At 41.2% G+C, this 20,463-nt stretch carries 14 protein-coding genes; 11 read left to right on the top strand and 3 right to left on the bottom strand.

Annotated elements, in window-relative coordinates; all coding sequences use genetic code 11:
- Positions 1–102: 102 nt before the first annotated feature.
- Genes IAR63_RS14980 through IAR63_RS14970 form a run of 3 tightly spaced genes read right to left on the bottom strand, consistent with a single transcriptional unit; the run spans position 103 to position 5,480 of the window.
- Positions 103–3,396, bottom strand: a complete 3,294-nt coding sequence (locus IAR63_RS14980; protein ID WP_187705826.1) for a cell division protein FtsA — start codon at positions 3,394–3,396, stop codon at positions 103–105.
- A 43-nt stretch (positions 3,397–3,439) separates the two neighbouring features.
- A complete protein-coding gene (locus IAR63_RS14975; RefSeq protein WP_187705825.1) occupies positions 3,440–4,960 on the bottom strand; it encodes an FtsZ/tubulin family protein in 1,521 nt (506 codons plus the stop codon).
- A gap of 37 nt (positions 4,961–4,997) precedes the next feature.
- Entirely contained in the window at positions 4,998–5,480 is a 483-nt protein-coding gene (locus IAR63_RS14970) for a hypothetical protein (protein ID WP_187705824.1), read from the bottom strand.
- Between the two features lie 197 nt (positions 5,481–5,677).
- Between IAR63_RS14970 and IAR63_RS14965 the strand changes: the two genes are divergently transcribed.
- From IAR63_RS14965 to IAR63_RS14915, 11 genes are all read left to right on the top strand, one after another.
- Positions 5,678–7,084 (top strand): hypothetical protein, encoded by a 1,407-nt coding sequence (locus IAR63_RS14965; protein WP_187705823.1) that lies wholly within the window; start codon positions 5,678–5,680, stop codon positions 7,082–7,084.
- Positions 7,085–7,316: 232 nt separating this feature from the next.
- On the top strand, positions 7,317–8,165 hold the full coding sequence (locus IAR63_RS14960) for a Uma2 family endonuclease (RefSeq protein WP_187705822.1): 849 nt from the start codon (positions 7,317–7,319) through the stop codon (positions 8,163–8,165).
- A 132-nt stretch (positions 8,166–8,297) separates the two neighbouring features.
- Positions 8,298–8,627: a hypothetical protein gene (locus tag IAR63_RS14955; RefSeq protein ID WP_187705821.1), complete on the top strand. Its 330-nt coding sequence runs from the start codon at positions 8,298–8,300 to the stop codon at positions 8,625–8,627.
- 128 nt (positions 8,628–8,755) lie between these two features.
- A complete protein-coding gene (locus IAR63_RS14950; RefSeq protein ID WP_187705820.1) occupies positions 8,756–9,664 on the top strand; it encodes a Uma2 family endonuclease in 909 nt (302 codons plus the stop codon).
- Between the two features lie 128 nt (positions 9,665–9,792).
- Positions 9,793–10,764 carry a Uma2 family endonuclease gene (locus IAR63_RS14945; RefSeq protein WP_187705819.1) on the top strand — a complete coding sequence of 324 codons (972 nt, stop codon included), beginning with the start codon at positions 9,793–9,795 and terminating at the stop codon, positions 10,762–10,764.
- A 128-nt stretch (positions 10,765–10,892) separates the two neighbouring features.
- Positions 10,893–11,864: a Uma2 family endonuclease gene (locus IAR63_RS14940; RefSeq protein ID WP_187705818.1), complete on the top strand. Its 972-nt coding sequence runs from the start codon at positions 10,893–10,895 to the stop codon at positions 11,862–11,864.
- A 128-nt stretch (positions 11,865–11,992) separates the two neighbouring features.
- Positions 11,993–12,922 carry a Uma2 family endonuclease gene (locus tag IAR63_RS14935; protein ID WP_187705817.1) on the top strand — a complete coding sequence of 310 codons (930 nt, stop codon included), beginning with the start codon at positions 11,993–11,995 and terminating at the stop codon, positions 12,920–12,922.
- A gap of 127 nt (positions 12,923–13,049) precedes the next feature.
- Positions 13,050–14,090: a Uma2 family endonuclease gene (locus IAR63_RS14930; RefSeq protein ID WP_187705816.1), complete on the top strand. Its 1,041-nt coding sequence runs from the start codon at positions 13,050–13,052 to the stop codon at positions 14,088–14,090.
- Positions 14,091–14,119: 29 nt separating this feature from the next.
- The gene (locus IAR63_RS14925) at positions 14,120–16,150 is read left to right on the top strand and encodes a type I restriction-modification system subunit M (protein WP_187705815.1); all 2,031 of its coding nucleotides are present in this window, start codon (positions 14,120–14,122) and stop codon (positions 16,148–16,150) included.
- A gap of 380 nt (positions 16,151–16,530) precedes the next feature.
- Positions 16,531–17,454, top strand: a complete 924-nt coding sequence (locus IAR63_RS14920; RefSeq protein WP_187705814.1) for a restriction endonuclease subunit S — start codon at positions 16,531–16,533, stop codon at positions 17,452–17,454.
- Positions 17,455–17,500: 46 nt separating this feature from the next.
- On the top strand, positions 17,501–20,452 hold the full coding sequence (locus IAR63_RS14915; RefSeq protein ID WP_187705813.1) for a type I restriction endonuclease subunit R: 2,952 nt from the start codon (positions 17,501–17,503) through the stop codon (positions 20,450–20,452).
- Positions 20,453–20,463 lie beyond the last annotated feature (11 nt).

Raw genomic sequence — 20,463 nt, 5'->3', positions numbered from 1 at the left:
CTTATGATACCTGGTTTTATTTCAATACTATTGCCAATTTTCCCAAATACGTCTGAAACTCAATAAAATCAGGACCTTATCAATAGGGTTTTAGGTTTCTAGCTACAGTATTAATTTTCCAGCCCACTCTTTGCCGAGAACCCTCAAAAGAGCTTTTAATGCGATTATAAAAGGTGGTTCTTGCCTAATATCTTCAATACTACCTCGGATAGTATTAATATCGTTCCTCAATTCTGTTTTTGTTTCACGCCATAATTGTGCATTGTAGTCCGGATCTGGGTCATGTGAATTTTCCTTAATCTGGTATTTTTCCAATGGTTTTATACCCTCAATATCTAGTTCATATAAACTGGTATGAAAAGCATCTAAAAACAACTTCAATTGATCAAAAGTAATTTCATATTCACTAATATCATTTCTGAAACTCCTGAAATTCAAACGGTCTTGATAATCAAAAGTCTGACCATTAATAGTACACTTCTCGCCAGCAATAAGATCTCTATCATTTTTACCCAACCCTTGTAATCTTCTCTCCTGTAAAACCAAACCACAAGCAGCTTCATCCTTGGGATTTTGACTCAGACGTAAGGGTTGCTTTGCATCTGGCAATTTGGCGGCAATACTCATCATTTTATTAAACAAACCATTGATTTCTGAACGGGGCTTAAATTTACCACCTGCTGCTAACCAATGTAATAAACGAGAGCCATTACCACCAATATAAACTGAAGTAATTTCATTTCCAGAATATTTTTGCTCTTGAGACAAAACAGAGAGAATTTGACCTATGTAGAAGTACAACCCAGAAATGCCAATTGCCATCAGACGGATAAGTCCTTGAAATTCCCTATCTTCCTCAAATTTGTCTCTTCTATTTTCTAGCCAATTGGCTGCTTCTAACCGCATCCAAACATCTAGTTTAGCATAGAAAGCAGCACCTTTGAGCTTACCCCACTCATTAATGTCTTGGATATTTGTATCTAATCTTTGCAAAAAGTTGGGGTTCATTGCTATAAACTGGGAAAATAACTCCCTACCCGCTAACAAAATAGAACACTGATGTAGCAGTTTATCATCTTGCCAAATAGAAATATCTGAAGTCCCACCACCCATATCAATACAGGTACTGCTAACTAAATGATATTCTTCTTTGCCAGCAAAGTATTGTCCAACTGCTAGACTTTCGGTCTTAAAATAATTAGGAGCATTAGGATCATCTTCTTTTGGATAATGATGGACAATTCCCGTGACTTGTGCTAATTCTCTAATTAATGAACCCCACTGTCTAAAATATTGATCCTGTTCTCTTGAAGAGAAGGCGGAGGGGAATGATAAAGACCATTGAATCTCCCCTACACCATTCTTTATCGCTAAAGCTGTAATGTGCAAGGCTAAATGTTTCAGAAAAAGCTGATTATCGCTAAGATTAGTAGTTGTCCATTTCAGGTTAGTTTTTATCCATGGTTCTTGGGGAGCAAACCTTTTGGCGAAATTAGGGATATAGATACGACCGTCAAAAATCGGAATTTTCCTGTCTTCCCCAGCATTAGTTTTACCTCTGGTTGTCAATACAGTGGAAAGGGGGAAAGGTTTATCCTCGGGGATAAACCTTTCGGGAATGAAAAATTCAAATAGGACTGGTAATCTAGTATCATTAGTAACATCTGTAACTTGACGGTGAAGATTTTCTAGACCTAAAGGTTCAGGATGATTTTCATCATTTTTATTGACATAGACATTAGTGAAAGATGTGCCAAAATCAACACCAATTACCCATCTATCTACTAGATTGATGGCTCTTGGTGTTGGTAAGAAAATCAGACCAATGATGTTCCTAGACTTGTCTTTACACTCAATGAAAGATGGAAATTCGTCTAATTTAACTACTTGATAAGTCTCGTTTGTGTCTTGAAAACCATGGGTTTTTTGGGCACCGGGAAAACTGACTTGAAAGGTCTGTTCCCCTTGTAATGCACCCGCATCATAGTAAAATCCGTAGTATTCTTTCCATCCCTGCACCTGAAAATCAGGCCATATTTCTAACATGGGAACATCAGGAATGACGTTTTCCTCCAGAAGGGGATATTCTTTGGAAACATAGAAATTTTGAGGTATTCCGCCTTCCCCCATTCCACTCAAGGGTATGGTTAAGGTAACTTTGACCAGGGCTGTGCCACTGCCATTTTTAGTGAGCTGAAACCTAACAATTTTGGTGGCTAAATATTCTGGGGTGAAGTAATCAAATAAAATTGGATGTATGGGAATTAAAGGTGTAATAGACTGACCTCTGAATTTTAGGGATTGGGCACCTTCGGGAAGTAGGGCACCGGGCAAAATTTCCTCCTGTTTGATAAATTTTAATTCGGGTAAAAATAGCTCTTCTGACTTTCGACAAACTACTCTTCTACCGTTATTCCATATTGATACATCCTCAGGGTGCAGAGCGGCTAAGGTTTTACCTTCATGAACCCAAATATTTTGGGGTAGCTCATTCCAACTGTTAGCTATATCTCTATCGATGATTAACAAGGGATTAATATTGGGTTTCGGGATGTTGGGAACAACACGAACATTAGAATCTCTTGGTTGAACTTTTACCGGAAAATTTAGTACTCCTAAAGCTCCCCTGTTCAAGGAAACATCAAAAAATGTTTCCTTTTCGGTTAATTGAAAGTCCAATCTTAATGGTGCTGGCAAACTTCTAATAAATCCATCTATCAGTCCAATTATTATATTTACTGCTCCCGGTCTCCCATTATGATGATCGGCATTAATTTTCTCTATGAGCTTGTTTAACCAAAAGACTAACTGGTCTTTTTCAGTCCTATTCAAATACCCATGTACAGGTTCAAATCCCATTTTAATTTGATTCCACCAAGGTAAACCATCCCAAATACCTTCTTCTGATGGGACAACTAAAGTGCTAGGAGAAGTCATACCTACAGGGCGATTATTCCAGGTGAAAATATATAAATCTTCCCAGGGATTTTTATCATTATTGAACCGGTAAATACTATTTGTGTCGTCTGGTAACAACTTATATAGAGAACGAGCGAAAGGATTTGTATCTTTTTTAACTCCCAATTCTAAAAGTTGAGCCTTAATAGGAAATGCCCGCACTTCAGCTAGAGCTAAAACTGTTAACATTCCTTGCCACTGGACAATAATTTGTTCCCTAATAGGATATCTATCATTATGTAATGCCATTTCTACTGATAAAGGACGGGCCCAAATAGTAGGCACAGAACTTATATTTTTGATTTCCCCTGGAGCCTTGTAATCTAAACTTGTGGCAACTTTATCAAAGGTAGTTGGTGCTTGGGCATCCCACACACCAGCATTTCCAGAGATCACATCGCAATCATCTTTGAGTTTGGGTAACAACAAATGTGCCATATCTAAAGTACCTACCTTGTGAATTATATTAAATCAAGTATTTTCAGTCTGTTAATCTACAAACATGATACAAGGACTTAGCTAGACCAATAGTTCCCAATTTCGGAGGATCTATATCCTTGGGTTTTAAACTTTCTTTAAGTTTCTGAATTGTGTCCTGAGATTTTTTATCTTGACCCCGACTGTCACCTTGTTCAAATATTAGATTTGCCAAGTTATCATCTTTCAGACTTCTAATATACTCCTTGTGAAATAATTGGATCTTCTCCCCTGATGATTCATGAATATCCCCTAACCAGCGCAAATAGTCCTCACACCAATCGGTAATTTTTTCCATTGCTTCTTGTTGTTCGGCATCATTAAAATCAACGCTTAAACTGTTACCTCCCCCAGAAATACCTTTAGGAGCTGGGAAGAATTTCACAAACCAACTCGTACCAACACGAATTCTGAATTTCTTTTCGCCTAAGTCCCTAGCTTTTTTTAATTCTGGGGCAATATTAGATAACCAAGCAAAGGCAAAACGGGTGGCTTTCACCATTTCTGCTTTTACTTTTTGCATGTCTGGAATATCTTCCCAGGTTAGGGTTCCTTGATTTTCTCGGTTCATTAACACCACTTTTTTTTCCGCCGCTGGGGGGGTTAATAAAAATTCTCTCCCAGCTAGTGCAGCATAAAGTTCAATAAAATGAGGATCATTACATTGAGTGTTTCTACCTATGCTAAAGTTCTTAACTGGGGATAATTGTTGATTACCCAATAAATAGACTACATCAAATTCTTGAGGTCGACTGCCATAATAACGGAGTGCTGCTTCTGTGTTTAAAAGAAACTGTTCGGAACGGGCGTAAACTTCCTCCCCATTCTCTTCAGGCGTAAAGCTGAAATAAGGCAAGACAAATAGACAACCTAAATCCACTTTCTCCCTAATTCCTAGTGTTTCTAATTCACTATGAATTAATCTGCCAATGGTTGGCAGTCCTGAAGCTCCTGTTCCCCCAAAAATTGAACCACATAAAAAGATTTTTGGTCGCTTTCCTCCTCCAGCATCCTGTTGAATTTGCCGCATCAGATTTCCCCAAAAATCATTATCATTAGTATCCATTTTTACCTGGCTTATCACCTGGCTCATCACCGCCGCCCCAATATTGGGTCTTCCCCTAAAACCCACATCCAAGCTGGCTTCTCGCTCTTTTGATGTATAAAGTACATCAAACAAGTTACCCAGGGCTGGTTCATTTTGTTTAATCAGATTGTATTTAAAAATAACTGCCAAGTTTTTGTTGGCAACATTGTCAATATCATCAAATGGTGACCATGGACGTGAAAAGGATTCAATCGCTGTTTTCATCCACGGGTGTTTACCTTGTAAACCGAGTTTATAACATTTATTATATATGTCTAAACTCTTTAAAGCCCTGTTAACATTTCCATTGGTTTCATCAGTATCCACAAACAATAACCTTAGGGATTGTTCCCCAAAAAGCCCAATGGAGGTTAATTGAATTATTGCTTCAATGGATTTAGCCCCAGTACCACCAATTCCAATTATATAATTTGACATCTATCCTCAGTCTCCCATTAGTTTATGAGGTCCTCCATTAGTCTATGAAGTCTCCCAGTAGTTTATAACGTAACAAAAAGGCCAATGGTGGAATATATTTTACCCCTTCTGGGGAGCTGGTTGCTGTTGGTAACCAGTATAGCCAGATGGCATCCAGCAGAAAAAAGAAAATCAGTGAAAGTTGGGCTTCGCTACTCCGATTAATGTAAAAAACCGCGACTACAATGGTCACCATTGGTATTATTCCCAATAACCACCACAGTAATCTCCATCGACGTGTAGCAGATCCATCATTAAATCGACTCCTAGCTGCTGATATATACCAAATTAATGTTGGAATAATAGAAGCAAGAAACATGACCATAGCGGCAGTATTATAGTTACTAGTCAGCCAAGCGTCTACTGGTATTTGTTGAATAGGTACAATTTGATTCTCATAAACTAGCTTTTGCCCTAAAAACATTGCCATGCCACCAATTGTGGTGAGTACAATAATTCTGATCACCTCCCTCGGCTTCATTAACCCCCCCTATTTTTTGTAATATTCCCGTTCTCGTTTGGTTGAAACTCAGTATGGTTATTTTTCCTTATGCTAACATACTACTCTAAGATTTGCAATACAACTGGTGGTAAAGTTACTTAATATTATTTTATAATCAGTAATAATATTGCTGACGGAATTAGTAATAAAATAGTTTTGACAAATAGGAGTTAGAAATGATACATAAAGTATATTTCCGTAAAGGCTTAATTATGTTGTTACTTAGTCTTTTTATAGTGGCTTGTAACAAAGAAGAAAAGTTAAAATGCGAACTTGCCCATACTCCTGTGGAAAATACTAATACTAGTAAATCAAATAATCTCAGTGTGAGCATTTACCTAGATGGTAGTGGTTCCATGTTAGGATATGTGAAGGGCGGAGAAACCAATTATGTTAAGACTCTTAGATCTATCAGAAATGTATTTGAGTTAAGTGATAAATTACCAGTTGAATATTATCGAATTGGTAGTCCCATGCAAAAGATTACTAGTAGTGAATACTACAATTCTGGAATTAGTTCCGTATTTTACGATGGCAGTAGTAACCAGTTTCCAGAAGTTTCCAGTCCCATAGATGCTGCCATTGTTCCCCCAGAAAAGGAGCAGAAAAAAATGACTGTGATTATTACTGATTTGCAGCAAAATAGTGGAGACGTAACCAAGCTAAATAAAGTAATTAATGACACTTATTATAATATTGATAATCGGGATTATGCGGTAGGAATTTGGGCTATTAAAAGTGAATTTGATGGTAAGATTTATTTAGAAGGTAACAATCCAAGAAGTTTTAACTATAGTACAGGTCAAGAACCAGCAAAGTTTCGTCCATTTTATGTATTATTTATCGGACCCTATGGGGATATTAAGCACTACTTTAGTCAGCTCAAAAAATACAATACAAACCAAGATTTATTAAATAGTGATAACAGTAACTTAATGATCTTTCATCCTGATCATGTATTGGATAAAATCTCCGTTTTAGATGGGACACCCATATCTTTACCACAGGGGATTACTGAAGTTTTTGCCCTAGCCAAGGAGGGGGTTACGGTTAGCAAGAGCAACCAGGAAATGCTAAAATTGAATTCTTCCTTAAAGCAGAGTTCAACTATTAACTATACAGTGAATTTACTCCATTCAGAATATAGTTTACTGGTAGATCTAAGTATGATTCAAGCCCAGATAAAAGGTAAAAAGTTAGATAGGTTTAATCGTAAGTTTGTAGAGGTAGATAGCAATTCAGAAATAATTTCAGCCATAGAATTAAAAGATTGGCAAATTCTGCCCAAAGAAAATCAAGCCAAACTTGCAGCAGTTATCCAACCTGATAAATTATCTGAACCGGGTATTTATAACTTACAGTTTGATCTAAATACTCCTTCCTTAGCGGTTCCCAATTGGTGGAAAGAATGGGATTGGCAAACCAGAACCGGAGAGGAAGACGGTTCCAAAACCTATAATTTACAAGAATTTTTTACCGCCCTAAAAGTTAGAACGGAAACTATGCAATCGGAAATTGCCAAAAGTCCTCAGCATTCAGCATGGTTTATTGGTAGCTTATGCTATGCGATTCAGAAAGATTAGAAAAATTAATATATAGCTTTTAAAATCTGAACACCGTGCAATCTCCCGTAGGGAGTGCTTCGCAATCGCCCGTTCTAATCTTGATAAAGACATTTGAGCGCCCTTTGTAGGCTGGGTTTTCTCAACCCAACCCCCGAAGATCAATGAGATCGCCTGATTAGGAAACCAAAAAAAGTTGCTAAAATTAGGTTAAATCCCCCTGAGCTGAGGGGAAAACCCCCTCTTACCAACCGTGTCCCAACCTTCAACTACCACCCAAAATGTAACCCTCCCTGAGGAACCCCTCGACCTACCAGACCATACCCAGTTACCGGACTCCAATGACGATTTTGTGAAAAATTTCCAAGAACACCCACAAAGCATAATATTAACCACATCAATTGAACTATTACTGAAAAAAATCCATCCCAACGGAGACTATTGTATAGGACAGGATAGTGGCATATATTGGCGATTCACAGAACCTCCAGAAAAAGGGGTAGAAGCACCAGACTGGTTCTATGTTCCCGGAGTACCATCCAGGCTAAATGGGCAATTGAGAAGGTCATATGTGCTATGGAAGGAAAAAGTACCTCCCTTCATAGTGATAGAATTTGCGTCTAAAAATGGAAAGGAGGAAAAAGACAGTTCCCCTCCACCAGAAGGGGATGAAATAGATCCAGAAACTGGGAAACTAAAAAAAGCGGGGAAGTTTTGGGTGTATGAACAAGCGGTAAAGATACCATATTATGCCATATTTAATGGTTTTAAGGGTACACTAGAGGTATATCATTTAGAGAGAAAAAGATACAAAGAAATAAAGGCGAATAGGCGAGGACACTATGCCATACCGGAGATGGGTATAGAGTTGGGAATACTGTATGACAACCAGAAACCACCCACACCGTGGTTAAGATGGTGGGATAATAAGGGGGACTTGTTATTGACAGGAAATGAGCGTGCAGAACAAGCGGAAGCGATCGCTATTCGTGAGCGTCTGGCTAAAGAACAGGAACGAGAAGCTAAAGAACAGGAACGCCAACAAAAAGAAAAACTAGCTGCTTATCTACGCTCCCTTGGCATTGACCCAGAGAAAATATAAAATCCTGAAGCTCTTAACACCACCAGCTTTCCGTCGGTTGGGTTTAAGGGTACACTAGAGGTATATCATTTAGAGAGAAAAAGATACAAAGAAATAAAGGCGAATAGGCGAGGACACTATGCCATACCGGAGATGGGCATAGAATTGGGAATACTGTATGACAACCAGAAACCACCCACACCGTGGTTAAGATGGTGGGATAATAAGGGGAATCTCTTATTGACAGGAAATGAGCTTGCGGAACAAGCGGAAGCGATCGCATCTCAAGAACGCATGGCTAAAGAGCGAGCAGAAACTATCGCATCTCAAGAACGCATGGCTAAAGAAAAGGAACGAGAAGCTAAAGAGCGAGCAGAAGCGATCGCATCTCAAGAGCGTCTGGCTAAAGAACAGGAGCGCCAACAAAAAGAAAAACTAGCTGCTTATCTACGTTCTCTTGGGATTGACCCAGAGAAAATATAAAATCCTTATGCTAAATATAATGCGGGTTGGGTTCTAAACTATCAGATATTTCCCCGGTCAAAAAAAACAACACGAAACCAAAAACAGTTGCTAAAATTAGGTTAAATCCCCCTAGCTGAAGGGCAAAAATGAACCCCGTACCCCGTGTGTCCCAATCTTCAACTACCACCCAAAATGTAACCCTCCCTGAGGAACCCCTCGACCTACCAGACCATACCCAGTTACCGGACTCCGATGACGATTTTGTGAAAAATTTCCAAGAACACCCACAAAGCATAATATTAACCACATCAATTGAACCATTACTGAAAAAAATCCATCCCAACGGAGACTATTGTATAGGACAGGATAGTGGCATATATTGGCGATTCACAGAACCTCCAGAAAAAGGGGTAGAAGCACCAGACTGGTTCTATGTTCCCGGAGTGCCATCCAGACTAAATGGGCAATTGAGAAGGTCATATGTGCTATGGAAGGAAAAAGTACCTCCCTTCATAGTGATAGAATTCGCGTCTAAAAATGGAAAGGAGGAAAAAGACAGTTCCCCTCCACCAGAAGGGGATGAAATAGATCCAGAAACCGGGAAACCAAAAAAAGCGGGGAAGTTTTGGGTGTACGAACAAGCGGTGAAGATACCATATTATGCCATATTTAATGGTTTTAAGGGTACACTAGAGGTATATCATTTAGAGAGAAAAAGATACAAAGAAATAAAGGCGAATAGGCGAGGACACTATGCCATACCGGAGATGGGTATAGAGTTGGGAATACTGTATGACAACCAGAAACCACCCACACCGTGGTTAAGATGGTGGGATAATAAGGGGAATCTCTTATTGACAGGAAATGAGCTTGCGGAACAAGCGGAAGTTATCGCTATTCGTGAGCGTCTGGCTAAAGAGCGAGCAGAAGCGATCGCATCTCAAGAGCGTCTGGCTAGAGAGCAAGCAGAAACTATCGCATCTCAGGAGCGCCAACAAAAAGAAAAACTAGCTGCTTATCTACGTTCTCTTGGGATTGACCCAGAGAAAATATAAAATCCTTATGCTAAATATAATGCGGGTTGGGTTCTAAACTATCAGATATTTCCCCGGTCAAAAAAAACAACACGAAACCAAAAAAAGTTGCTAAAATTAGGTTAAATCCCCCTAGCTGAAGGGCAAAAATGAACCCCGTACCCCGTGTGTCCCAATCTTCAACTACCACCCAAAATGTAACCCCCCCTAGGGAAACTTTCGACCTACCAGACCATACCCAGTTACCGGACTCCGATGACGATTTTGTGAAAAATTTCCAAGAACACCCACAAAGCATAATATTAACCACATCAATTGAACCATTACTGAAAAAAATCCATCCCAACGGAGACTATTGTATAGGACAGGATAGTGGCATATATTGGCGATTCACAGATCCTCCAGAAAAAGGGGTAGAAGCACCAGACTGGTTCTATGTTCCCGGAGTGCCATCCAGGCTAAATGGGCAATTGAGAAGGTCATATGTGCTATGGAAGGAAAAAGTACCTCCCTTCATAGTGATAGAATTCGCGTCTAAAAATGGAAAGGAGGAAAAAGACAGTTCCCCTCCACCAGAAGGGGATGAAATAGATCCAGAAACCGGGAAACTAAAAAAAGCGGGGAAGTTTTGGGTGTATGAACAAGCGGTAAAGATACCATATTATGCCATATTTAATGGTTTTAAGGGTACACTAGAGGTATATCATTTAGAGAGAAAAAGATACAAAGAAATAAAGGCGAATAGGCGAGGACACTATGCCATACCGGAGATGGGTATAGAATTGGGAATACTGTATGACAACCAGAAACCACCCACACCGTGGTTAAGATGGTGGGATAATAAGGGGAATCTCTTATTGACAGGAAATGAGCTTGCGGAACAAGCGGAAGCGATCGCTATTCGTGAGCGTCTGGCTAAAGAAAAGGAACGAGAAGCTAAAGAGCGAGCAGAAGCGATCGCATCTCAAGAACGCATGGCTAAAGAAAAGGAACGAGAAGCTAAAGAGCGAGCAGAAGCGATCGCATCTCAAGAGCGTCTGGCTAAAGAACAGGAGCGCCAACAAAAAGAAAAACTAGCTGCTTATCTACGTTCTCTTGGGATTGACCCAGAGAAAATATAAAATCCTTATGCTAAATATAATGCGGGTTGGGTTCTAAACTATCAGATATTTCCCCGGTCAAAAAAAACAACACGAAACCAAAAACAGTTGCTAAAATTAGGTTAAATCCCCCTAGCTGAAGGGCAAAAATGAACCCCGTACCCCGTGTGTCCCAATCTTCAACTACCACCCAAAATGTAACCCTCCCTGAGGAACCCCTCGACCTACCAGACCATACCCAGTTACCGGACTCCGATGACGATTTTGTGAAAAATTTCCAAGAACACCCACAAAGCATAATATTAACCACATCAATTGAACCATTACTGAAAAAAATCCATCCCAACGGAGATTATTGTATAGGACAGGATAGTGGCATATATTGGCGATTCACAGATCCTCCAGAAAAAGGGGTAGAAGCACCAGACTGGTTCTATGTTCCCGGAGTGCCATCCAGACTAAATGGGCAATTGAGAAGGTCATATGTGCTATGGAAGGAAAAAGTACCTCCCTTCATAGTGATAGAATTCGCGTCTAAAAATGGAAAGGAGGAAAAAGACAGTTCCCCTCCACCAGAAGGGGATGAAATAGATCCAGAAACCGGGAAACCAAAAAAAGCGGGGAAGTTTTGGGTGTACGAACAAGCGGTGAAGATACCATATTATGCCATATTTAATGGTTTTAAGGGTACACTAGAGGTATATCATTTAGAGAGAAAAAGATACAAAGAAATAAAGGCGAATAGGCGAGGACACTATGCCATACCGGAGATGGGTATAGAGTTGGGAATACTGTATGACAACCAGAAACCACCCACACCGTGGTTAAGATGGTGGGATAATAAGGGGAATCTCTTATTGACAGGAAATGAGCTTGCGGAACAAGCGGAAGTTATCGCTATTCGTGAGCGTCTGGCTAAAGAGCAAGCAGAAAATATCGCATCTCAAGAGCGTCTGGCTAGAGAGCAAGCAGAAAATATCGCATCTCAAGAACGCATGGCTAAAGAACAGGAACGAGAAGCTAGAGAGCAAGCAGAAACTATCGCATCTCAGGAGCGCCAACAAAAAGAAAAACTAGCTGCTTATCTACGTTCTCTTGGGATTGACCCAGAGAAAATATAAAATCCTTATGCTAAATATAATGCGGGTTGGGTTCTAAACTATCAGATATTTCCCCGGTCAAAAAAAACAACACGAAACCAAAAAAAGTTGCTAAAATTAGGTTAAATCCCCCTAGCTGAAGGGCAAAAATGAACCCCGTACCCCGTGTGTCCCAATCTTCAACTACCACCCAAAATGTAACCCTCCCTGAGGAACCCCTCGACCTACCAGACCATACCCAGTTACCGGACTCCAATGACGATTTTGTGAAAAATTTCCAAGAACACCCACAAAGCATAATATTAACCACATCAATTGAACTATTACTGAAAAAAATCCATCCCAACGGAGATTATTGTATAGGACAGGATAGTGGCATATATTGGCGATTCACAGAACCTCCAGAAAAAGGGGTAGAAGCACCAGACTGGTTCTATGTTCCCGGAGTGCCATCCAGGCTAAATGGGCAATTGAGAAGGTCATATGTGCTATGGAAGGAAAAAGTACCTCCCTTCATAGTGATAGAATTCGCGTCTAAAAATGGAAAGGAGGAAAAAGACAGTTCCCCTCCACCAGAAGGGGATGAAATAGATCCAGAAACCGGGAAACCAAAAAAAGCGGGGAAGTTTTGGGTGTATGAACAAGCGGTAAAGATACCATATTATGCCATATTTAATGGTTTTAAGGGTACACTAGAGGTATATCATTTAGAGAGAAAAAGATACAAAGAAATAAAGGCGAATAGGCGAGGACACTATGCCATACCGGAGATGGGTATAGAGTTGGGAATACTGTATGACAACCAGAAACCACCCACACCGTGGTTAAGATGGTGGGATAATAAGGGGAATCTCTTATTGACAGGAAATGAGCTTGCGGAACAAGCGGAAGCGATCGCATCTCAAGAGCGTCTGGCTAGAGAGCAAGCAGAAAATATCGCATCTCAAGAGCGTCTCGCTAAAGAACAGGAACGAGAAGCTAAAGAGCGAGCAGAAGCGATCGCATCTCAGGAGCGCCAACAAAAAGAAAAACTAGCTGCTTATCTACGTTCTCTTGGGATTGACCCAGAGAAAATATAAAATCCTTATGCTAAATATAATGCGGGTTGGGTTCCAAACTATCAGATATTTCCCCGGTCAAAAAAAACAACACGAAACCAAAAACAGTTGCTAAAATTAGGTTAAATCCCCCTAGCTGAGGGCAAAAATGAACCCCGTACCCCCTCTTACCGTGCCCCAATCTTCAACCACCACCCAAAATGTAACCCTCCCTGAGGAACCCCTGGACCTACCAGACCATACCCAGTTACCGGACTCCGATGACGATTTTGTGAAAAATTTCCAAGAACACCCACAAAGCATAATATTAACCACATCAATTGAACCATTACTGAAAAAAATCCATCCCAACGGAGACTACTGTATAGGACAGGATAGTGGCATATATTGGCGATTCACAGAACCTCCAGAAAAAGGGGTAGAAGCACCAGACTGGTTCTATGTTCCCGGAGTGCCATCCAGACTAAATGGGCAATTGAGAAGGTCATATGTGCTATGGAAGGAAAAAGTACCTCCCTTCATAGTGATAGAATTCGCGTCTAAAAATGGAAAGGAAGAAAAAGACAGTTCCCCTCCACCAGAAGGGGATGAAATAGATCCAGAAACCGGGAAACTAAAAAAAGCGGGGAAGTTTTGGGTGTATGAACAAGCGGTAAAGATACCATATTATGCCATATTTAATGGTTTTAAGGGTACACTAGAGGTATATCATTTAGAGAGAAAAAGATACAAAGAAATAAAGGCGAATATGCGAGGACACTATGCCATACCGGAGATGGGTATAGAGTTGGGAATACTGTATGACAACCAGAAACCACCCACACCGTGGTTAAGATGGTGGGATAATAAGGGGAATCTCTTATTGACAGGAAATGAGCTTGCGGAACAAGCGGAAGTTATCGCTATTCGTGAGCGTCTGGCTAAAGAGCAAGCAGAAACTATCGCATCTCAAGAGCGTCTCGCTAAAGAACAGGAACGAGAAGCTAAAGAGCGAGCAGAAGCGATCGCATCTCAGGAACGCATGGCTAAAGAACAGGAACGAGAAGCTAAAGAGCTAGCGGAAGCGATCGCATCTCAGGAACGCATGGCTAAAGAACAGGAACGAGAAGCTAAAGAACAGGAGCGCCAACAAAAAGAAAAACTAGCTGCTTATCTACGTTCCCTTGGGATTGACCCAGAGAAAATATAAAATCCTGATCTATAAATACAAGTATTATTATGCAAAATTTTGGAGAAAAGGTCAATTTCATTTGGAGTATCGCCGATCTTATCCGGGATACCTTTAAGCGTGGCAAGTATCAAGATGTTATTCTGCCTTTTACCGTGTTACGTCGCCTCGACTGCGTACTTCAACCAACCAAAGTGGAGGTCTTAGAAGCCTACAACCATTACAAAAACAAACTAGATAACCTGGACTCCTTCCTGTGCAAGAAATCGGGCTTTGCTTTCTACAACAGCGCCCCCTACGACTTTCAGAAGCTGCTAGATGATCCCAAGCACCTTGCTGCTAATTTGAAACTATACATTAACAGCTTTAGTGCCAATATGCGCGAAGTGTTGGAGAAATTTGACTTTCCCAACACCATTGATAAGCTAGAACAGTCGGAGCTGCTATTTTTGGTTACTGAGCGGTTTAAGAATATAGACCTACATCCGGACAAAGTTTCTAATCTGGAGATGGGATATATATTTGAGGAGCTAATCCGTAAATTCAATGAGGCCCTGGATGAAAATCCGGGAGAACACTTCACACCGAGGGAGGTTATCCAGTTGATGGTCAACCTCATCTTCGCTCAGGATAAAGCCCAATTGAGCCAGGAATACATTAACCGCACAGTTTGCGATCCTTGCTGCGGTTCAGGAGGAATGCTGACTATTGCCAAAGATCGCATCCTCGAACTCAATTCCAAAGCTCAAGTATTTCTTTTTGGACAGGAAGTGAATCCGGAAACCTTTGCGGTGTGCAAATCCGATCTGTATATGAAGAGCATAGATGGCAAAGATGCTGAAAATATTAAATTTGGCAGTACTCTTTCCCATGATCAGCACAGCGACAGAACCTTTGACTATCTCCTGGCCAATCCACCCTACGGAAAAGATTGGAAGCGGGACAAAGATGCAGTGGAAGCGGAAGCGCAAAAACCAGGTGGTCGTTTTTCAGCAGGAACACCACGCATAAGTGATGGTCAACTCCTATTTTTGCAGCACATGCTCTCACGTATGAAACCGGTTGAGCAGGGTGGAAGTCGCGTGGCCATAGTGATGAATGGTTCGCCATTGTTTACCGGAGATGCGGGAAGTGGCGAGAGCGAGATTCGGCGGTGGATTTTGGAGAATGACTGGTTAGAAGCGATCGCAGCTTTGCCCGAGCAGCTTTTTTATAACACGGGTATTGCCACATACATCTGGGTTCTAACCAACCACAAGTCTCCTGAGAGAAAAGGGAAGGTGCAACTCATTAACGCCTCTGAGTTTTGGATACCGATGCGGAAGAGTTTAGGGAGTAAGCGACGGGAGGTCAGTTCCCAGTATATTGAGGAGATAACCAGAATTTTCCAGAGTTTTGAGTCTTCAGAAGTCAGCAAGATTTTTGACACTCAAGATTTTGGTTATCGTAAAATTACTGTTGAGCGTCCCCTGCGATTAAACTTTCAGGCATCACCGGAGCGCATAGTAAAGATTAAGGAGCAACCTGGATTTATTAGTTTGGCGGTAAGCAAGAAAAAGAGCGCCGAGGTAAAGGCAACTGAGGAACAGGCTGGCAGGGAGCAGCAGAGGCTAATTTTGGACATGCTTTATAACTTACCAGATACATTGTATAAAGATCGTGACCAATTTGAGAAGGTGTTAAAGAAAGCGATAAAGTCCCAAGGATTAACGATAGGAGCGCCGGTTTACAAGGCAATTCTTGCTGCACTTTCTGAGCGAGACGACACCGGGAAGGTTTGTGAGGATAAGCAGGGACATCCTGAAGCTGATTCTGAGTTAAGAGATACTGAGAATGTGCCACTCAAGGAGGATATTAGGGAGTATTTTCAGCGGGAAGTGGCCCCCCATGTATCTGATGCGTGGATTAGCGAGAGCGTGCGGGATGTTAAGGATGGAGAGATTGGCAAGGTGGGCTATGAAATTAATTTCAACCGGTATTTTTATAAGTATGAGCCCCCACGGGCGTTAGAGGAGATTGAAGCGGAAATTAAGGCAATTGAAGGGGATATACTGGAAATGTTGCGGGAGGTAGCAGGATGAGTGAGGTAGAGATTAAGCAGGAGAGGGGATGGAAGCGGTATCCAGCGTATAAGGATTCTGGGGTTGAGTGGTTGGGGAAAATTCCAGAACATTGGGAGGTGAAGAGACTTAAGTATATATCACGTCTTACGTATGGTGATTCATTATCAGGTGATACCAAGGGACTTGGTGATATTCCGGTCTATGGATCAAATGGATTAGTTGGAATTCAGAGGGCTCTGGCTCCTAATACATTTGCGCCCTGTATTATTATAGGAAGAAAAGGTTCATGTGGCAAAATTACATATTCTGAAAGCTGTGTATTTGCTATAGATACGACATATTTTATCGATGCAAGAACTGTCAATTCAAGTATATGCTTAAAATGGTTGTTTTATGTTTTGTCACTACTAGAGCTTGATAAGAGTTCTCAGGATACTGGTGTTCCAGGATTAAGTCGAGAGTTTGCACATAATCAACTACTCCCTTGGACAGGACTTATTCAACAACAAGCGATCGCCCGATTTTTAGATAGAGAAACTGTCAAAATAGACACCTTGATTGCCAAGAAGGAGCGATTAATCGAACTTCTCAAGGAGAAGCGCACCGCACTGATTAGCCATGCGGTCACTAAGGGACTAAATCCTGATGCTCCGATGAAGGATTCTGGGATTGAGTGGTTGGGGAAAATTCCGGAGGGTTGGAATCTTATACGGTTAAAGTACGGATACAAAACTTGTTTAGGAAAAATGCTGCAATCCTCGCCATCGTCTTCAGAAGATAGCTTAGAACCTTATCTACGTGCTGCTAATATTTCCTGGGAAGGTGTTAATTTAGCAGACTTAAAGGAAATGTACTTCTCTCCTTATGAGAAAAGTTTGTACGAGTTAAAAGCAGGAGATCTGGTTGTAAGTGAAGGAGGTGATGTTGGTCGAACCGCTATTTGGAGGGGAGAAATAGACAATTGCTACATTCAAAATGCTGTTCATCGAATTAGAAACAGGGAACGATATTCAAATCCATTCCTATATTATTGGCTGTTTTTCATTAAATCGATTGGATACATTGATTTGCTATGCAATAAGGCTACTATCGCCCATTTTACGGTTGAAAAAGTCAGAGAAATCCCCGTTGCTAGTCCCCCCCTCACTGAACAACAAGCGATCGCCCAATTCCTAGATAGAGAAACTGCCAAAATCGACACCCTAGTCACCAAGACCCGCATCAGTATTGACAAACTCAAAGAATACCGAACAGCACTCATCTCAGCTGCTGTCACAGGTAAAATTGATATAAGAGAGAATCTAACTCCATCACCCAATTAATACAACCCCAATACACCTGAAAAAATATCAAAAAATTAAATCCCAAATGATCGACACCTCAGAAAAAAACCTTGAAAACACCATCGAAACAAGCCTCCTGCAAAACGGTTACCAGCGCCGCACCTCCAGCGATTACCACCCCGCCCTCTCCCTCATCCCCCAGGATGTGCTTAACTTCATCCAAGTCACCCAACCAAAAGAGTGGCAGAAATTTACAACCCAATATGGTGATGACGCGGATAACAAACTCCTAAAACGCCTGGCCGAAGTCATCAAAAACCGAGGCACCTTAGAAGTCCTCCGCAAAGGTATCAAAGCCAATGGCTGCCGTTTTCAACTTGCCTACTTCCAACCCAATACCAGACTCAATCAAGAAACCCAAAAACTCTATCAGGCTAATTTATTTACTGTTGCCAGACAACTCCACTATAGCCAGAAAACGCCCACCAAAAGCCTGGATCTGGTCCTCTTCCTCAATGGACTACCCCTCTTCACCGCTGAGCTAAAAAACCCCTTTAAAGGTCAAAACGTGGAACATGCTATCAAACAGTACCGCACCGACCGGGATCCCAAAGAACCACTCTTTACCCTTGGCGTTTGTCTCTCCCACTTTGCCATAGACCCAGATCTGGTCTATATGACCACCCACCTTCAGGGTGATAAAACCCATTTCCTACCCTTCAACCAGGGGAACTGTGGAGGAGCGGGAAACCCACCCTCCACCCTTAGTTTCAGCACCGCTTACCTATGGGAAAAAACCTGGCAAAAAAATAGTGTCCTAGATCTCATCCAGAACTTTATCACTCTGGTTGAAGGAGAAGACGACAAGGGGAGGAAAACAGGGAAAAAGAAACTCATCTTCCCCCGCTATCACCAACTTGATACAGTACGTCGTTTGTTAGAGGATGCCAAGTCCCAAGGCCCGGGAAAATCCTACCTCATCCAACACAGCGCCGGGAGTGGTAAAAGTAATTCCATTGCCTGGCTTGCTCACGGACTTTCTAGCCTTCATAACTCCCAAGATCAGCTGGTGTTTGATTCCATCATCGTCATTACCGATCGCCGGGTCTTGGATCGCCAATTACAACGAACCATCCGTCAGTTTGAAGACACTCCCGGATTGGTTGAGAATATTGACAAGACCTCCCACCAACTCAAAGAGGCCCTGGAATTAGGAAAAAAAATCATTGTCACCACCTTGCAAAAATTCCCAGTTATCGTTGACCAGATCCAGTCCCTCACGGGGAAGCGATTTGCAGTAATTGTAGATGAGGCCCACTCCTCCCAAACTGGGGAAAGTACCAAAAAGCTCAAATCTGTATTAAGTGCCACAAGCCTAGAAGCAGCAGAAGCGGAAGAAAGTAAGGAAGAAGAGGATTTAGAAGATCGTATTGTTGCTGAGGCGAAAAAACGCGGGAGAATTCCTAACCTGAGCTACTTTGCTTTCACTGCGACCCCCAAGGCCAAAACCCTGGAGTTATTTGGCACAAAACAACCCGATGGTAGCTTTGCTCCCTTTAGCCTCTACTCTATGCGCCAAGCCATTGAGGAGGGTTTTATTTTAGATGTACTGGAAAACTATACTACCTATAACACATATTTTAATCTTCTCAAAACTATTGAAACCGATCCAAATTATGATCGGAAAAAAGCCGTATCCCTACTGCGAAACTTTGTCGAATTGCACCCACACACAATTAATCAGAAGGTGGCGATTATTATGGAGCATTTTCATGAGAAAGTTGCCCACCAAATTGATGGCAAAGCCAAAGCCATGATTGTTACCCGTTCCAGGCTACATGCAGTACGTTACAAGCAAGAATTAGATGAGTATATTCGCCAAAATGGCTATCCCTATCAGTCCCTAGTCGCTTTTACGGGAACAGTCAAGGATGGTGGAGAATTTACTGAGACCAATATGAACTCCAGGTCTTCGGGTATACATATTGCCGACAATGCAACCGCAGAAACCTTTAACCAACCTTCCTATCACTTTTTGGTAGTGGCTAATAAATTCCAGACTGGTTTTGATCAGCCACTACTAGTAGCAATGTATGTGGATAAGAAATTGAGTGGAGTAAACGCGGTGCAGACCCTTTCGCGCCTGAACCGAACACATCCCAATAAATTGGGAACAATCGTACTAGACTTTGCCAACGAAGCATCGGAGATAAAGAAGGCTTTTGAAGAGTATTACGATCGCACAATTCTAAGTGAGTCTACTGATCCCAACCAGCTTTATGACCTTCAGTCCCAACTTGGTGACTACGGTTTTTATGGACAAAAGGAGGTAGATTCTTTTGCCGAGATTTATTATGGAAAACAGGGGACACAGGATAAATTATACACTGTTTTAGCACCCGTAGTAGAGCAATATAAAGAAGCTACAGTAGAAGAGCAATTTAACTTTCGGGGTCAGCTTCAAGATTTCATCCGATTATATGCTTTTATATCCCAACTATTACCTATTCCAGACGGGGAGCTAGAAAAATTCTATGAATTTTTTCGCCACCTAATCCGTAAGCTACCTATTAAAACCCATACCCTTCCCCTGGAAGTGCAGACAAACATCGAATTAAAATCTTACCGCATCCAAAAGACCCATAAAGGCAAAATTGAACTAGAAAGAGGAGTGAGAGAAACAAGAGGTAATTATTCCATAGGAGCAAGTAAACCATCCACAGAGAACATAGAACCTCTTTCAAAAATCATTCAAGAAATCAATCAGCAATTTGGCACTGATTTCACTGACAATGAACGGGTATTTATTAAGCAATTAGAAGATAAACTAGACGAAAGTAATCCCTTGAAATTAAGCTTCAAAGTGAACACTCCTGAAAACATAAGACTTGTTTTCGATAACCTCACCAATGACCTGATGCAGGATATGATAGAAACTAATTTTAATTTCTATAAGCAGTTTAGTGATGATCGAGAATTCAAAAATCACCTTCTGGAACTTTTGTTCAAACGGTATGTAGAGCGAATAAACAGTTAACCTTTAGCAAG

It is taken from the genome of Cylindrospermopsis curvispora GIHE-G1, assembly GCF_014489415.1.
GTDB classification, from domain to species: Bacteria; Cyanobacteriota; Cyanobacteriia; order Cyanobacteriales; family Nostocaceae; genus Raphidiopsis; species Raphidiopsis curvispora_A.
Note: the sequence above shows the minus strand (reverse complement) of the source record. Positions and strands in the feature narration are given on the sequence as shown.

Bases quoted from the DNA above. Each gene is read 5' to 3' on its own strand.
- IAR63_RS14980 (WP_187705826.1), bottom strand. From the start codon at position 3,396: ATGGCACATTTGTTGTTACCCAAACTCAAAGATGATTGCGATGTGATC.
- IAR63_RS14975 (WP_187705825.1), bottom strand. From the start codon at position 4,960: ATGTCAAATTATATAATTGGAATTGGTGGTACTGGGGCTAAATCCATT.
- IAR63_RS14970 (WP_187705824.1), bottom strand. From the start codon at position 5,480: ATGAAGCCGAGGGAGGTGATCAGAATTATTGTACTCACCACAATTGGT.
- IAR63_RS14965 (WP_187705823.1), top strand. From the start codon at position 5,678: ATGATACATAAAGTATATTTCCGTAAAGGCTTAATTATGTTGTTACTT.
- IAR63_RS14955 (WP_187705821.1), top strand. From the start codon at position 8,298: ATGGGCATAGAATTGGGAATACTGTATGACAACCAGAAACCACCCACA.
- IAR63_RS14950 (WP_187705820.1), top strand. From the start codon at position 8,756: ATGAACCCCGTACCCCGTGTGTCCCAATCTTCAACTACCACCCAAAAT.
- IAR63_RS14945 (WP_187705819.1), top strand. From the start codon at position 9,793: ATGAACCCCGTACCCCGTGTGTCCCAATCTTCAACTACCACCCAAAAT.
- IAR63_RS14940 (WP_187705818.1), top strand. From the start codon at position 10,893: ATGAACCCCGTACCCCGTGTGTCCCAATCTTCAACTACCACCCAAAAT.
- IAR63_RS14935 (WP_187705817.1), top strand. From the start codon at position 11,993: ATGAACCCCGTACCCCGTGTGTCCCAATCTTCAACTACCACCCAAAAT.
- IAR63_RS14930 (WP_187705816.1), top strand. From the start codon at position 13,050: ATGAACCCCGTACCCCCTCTTACCGTGCCCCAATCTTCAACCACCACC.
- IAR63_RS14925 (WP_187705815.1), top strand. From the start codon at position 14,120: ATGCAAAATTTTGGAGAAAAGGTCAATTTCATTTGGAGTATCGCCGAT.
- IAR63_RS14915 (WP_187705813.1), top strand. From the start codon at position 17,501: ATGATCGACACCTCAGAAAAAAACCTTGAAAACACCATCGAAACAAGC.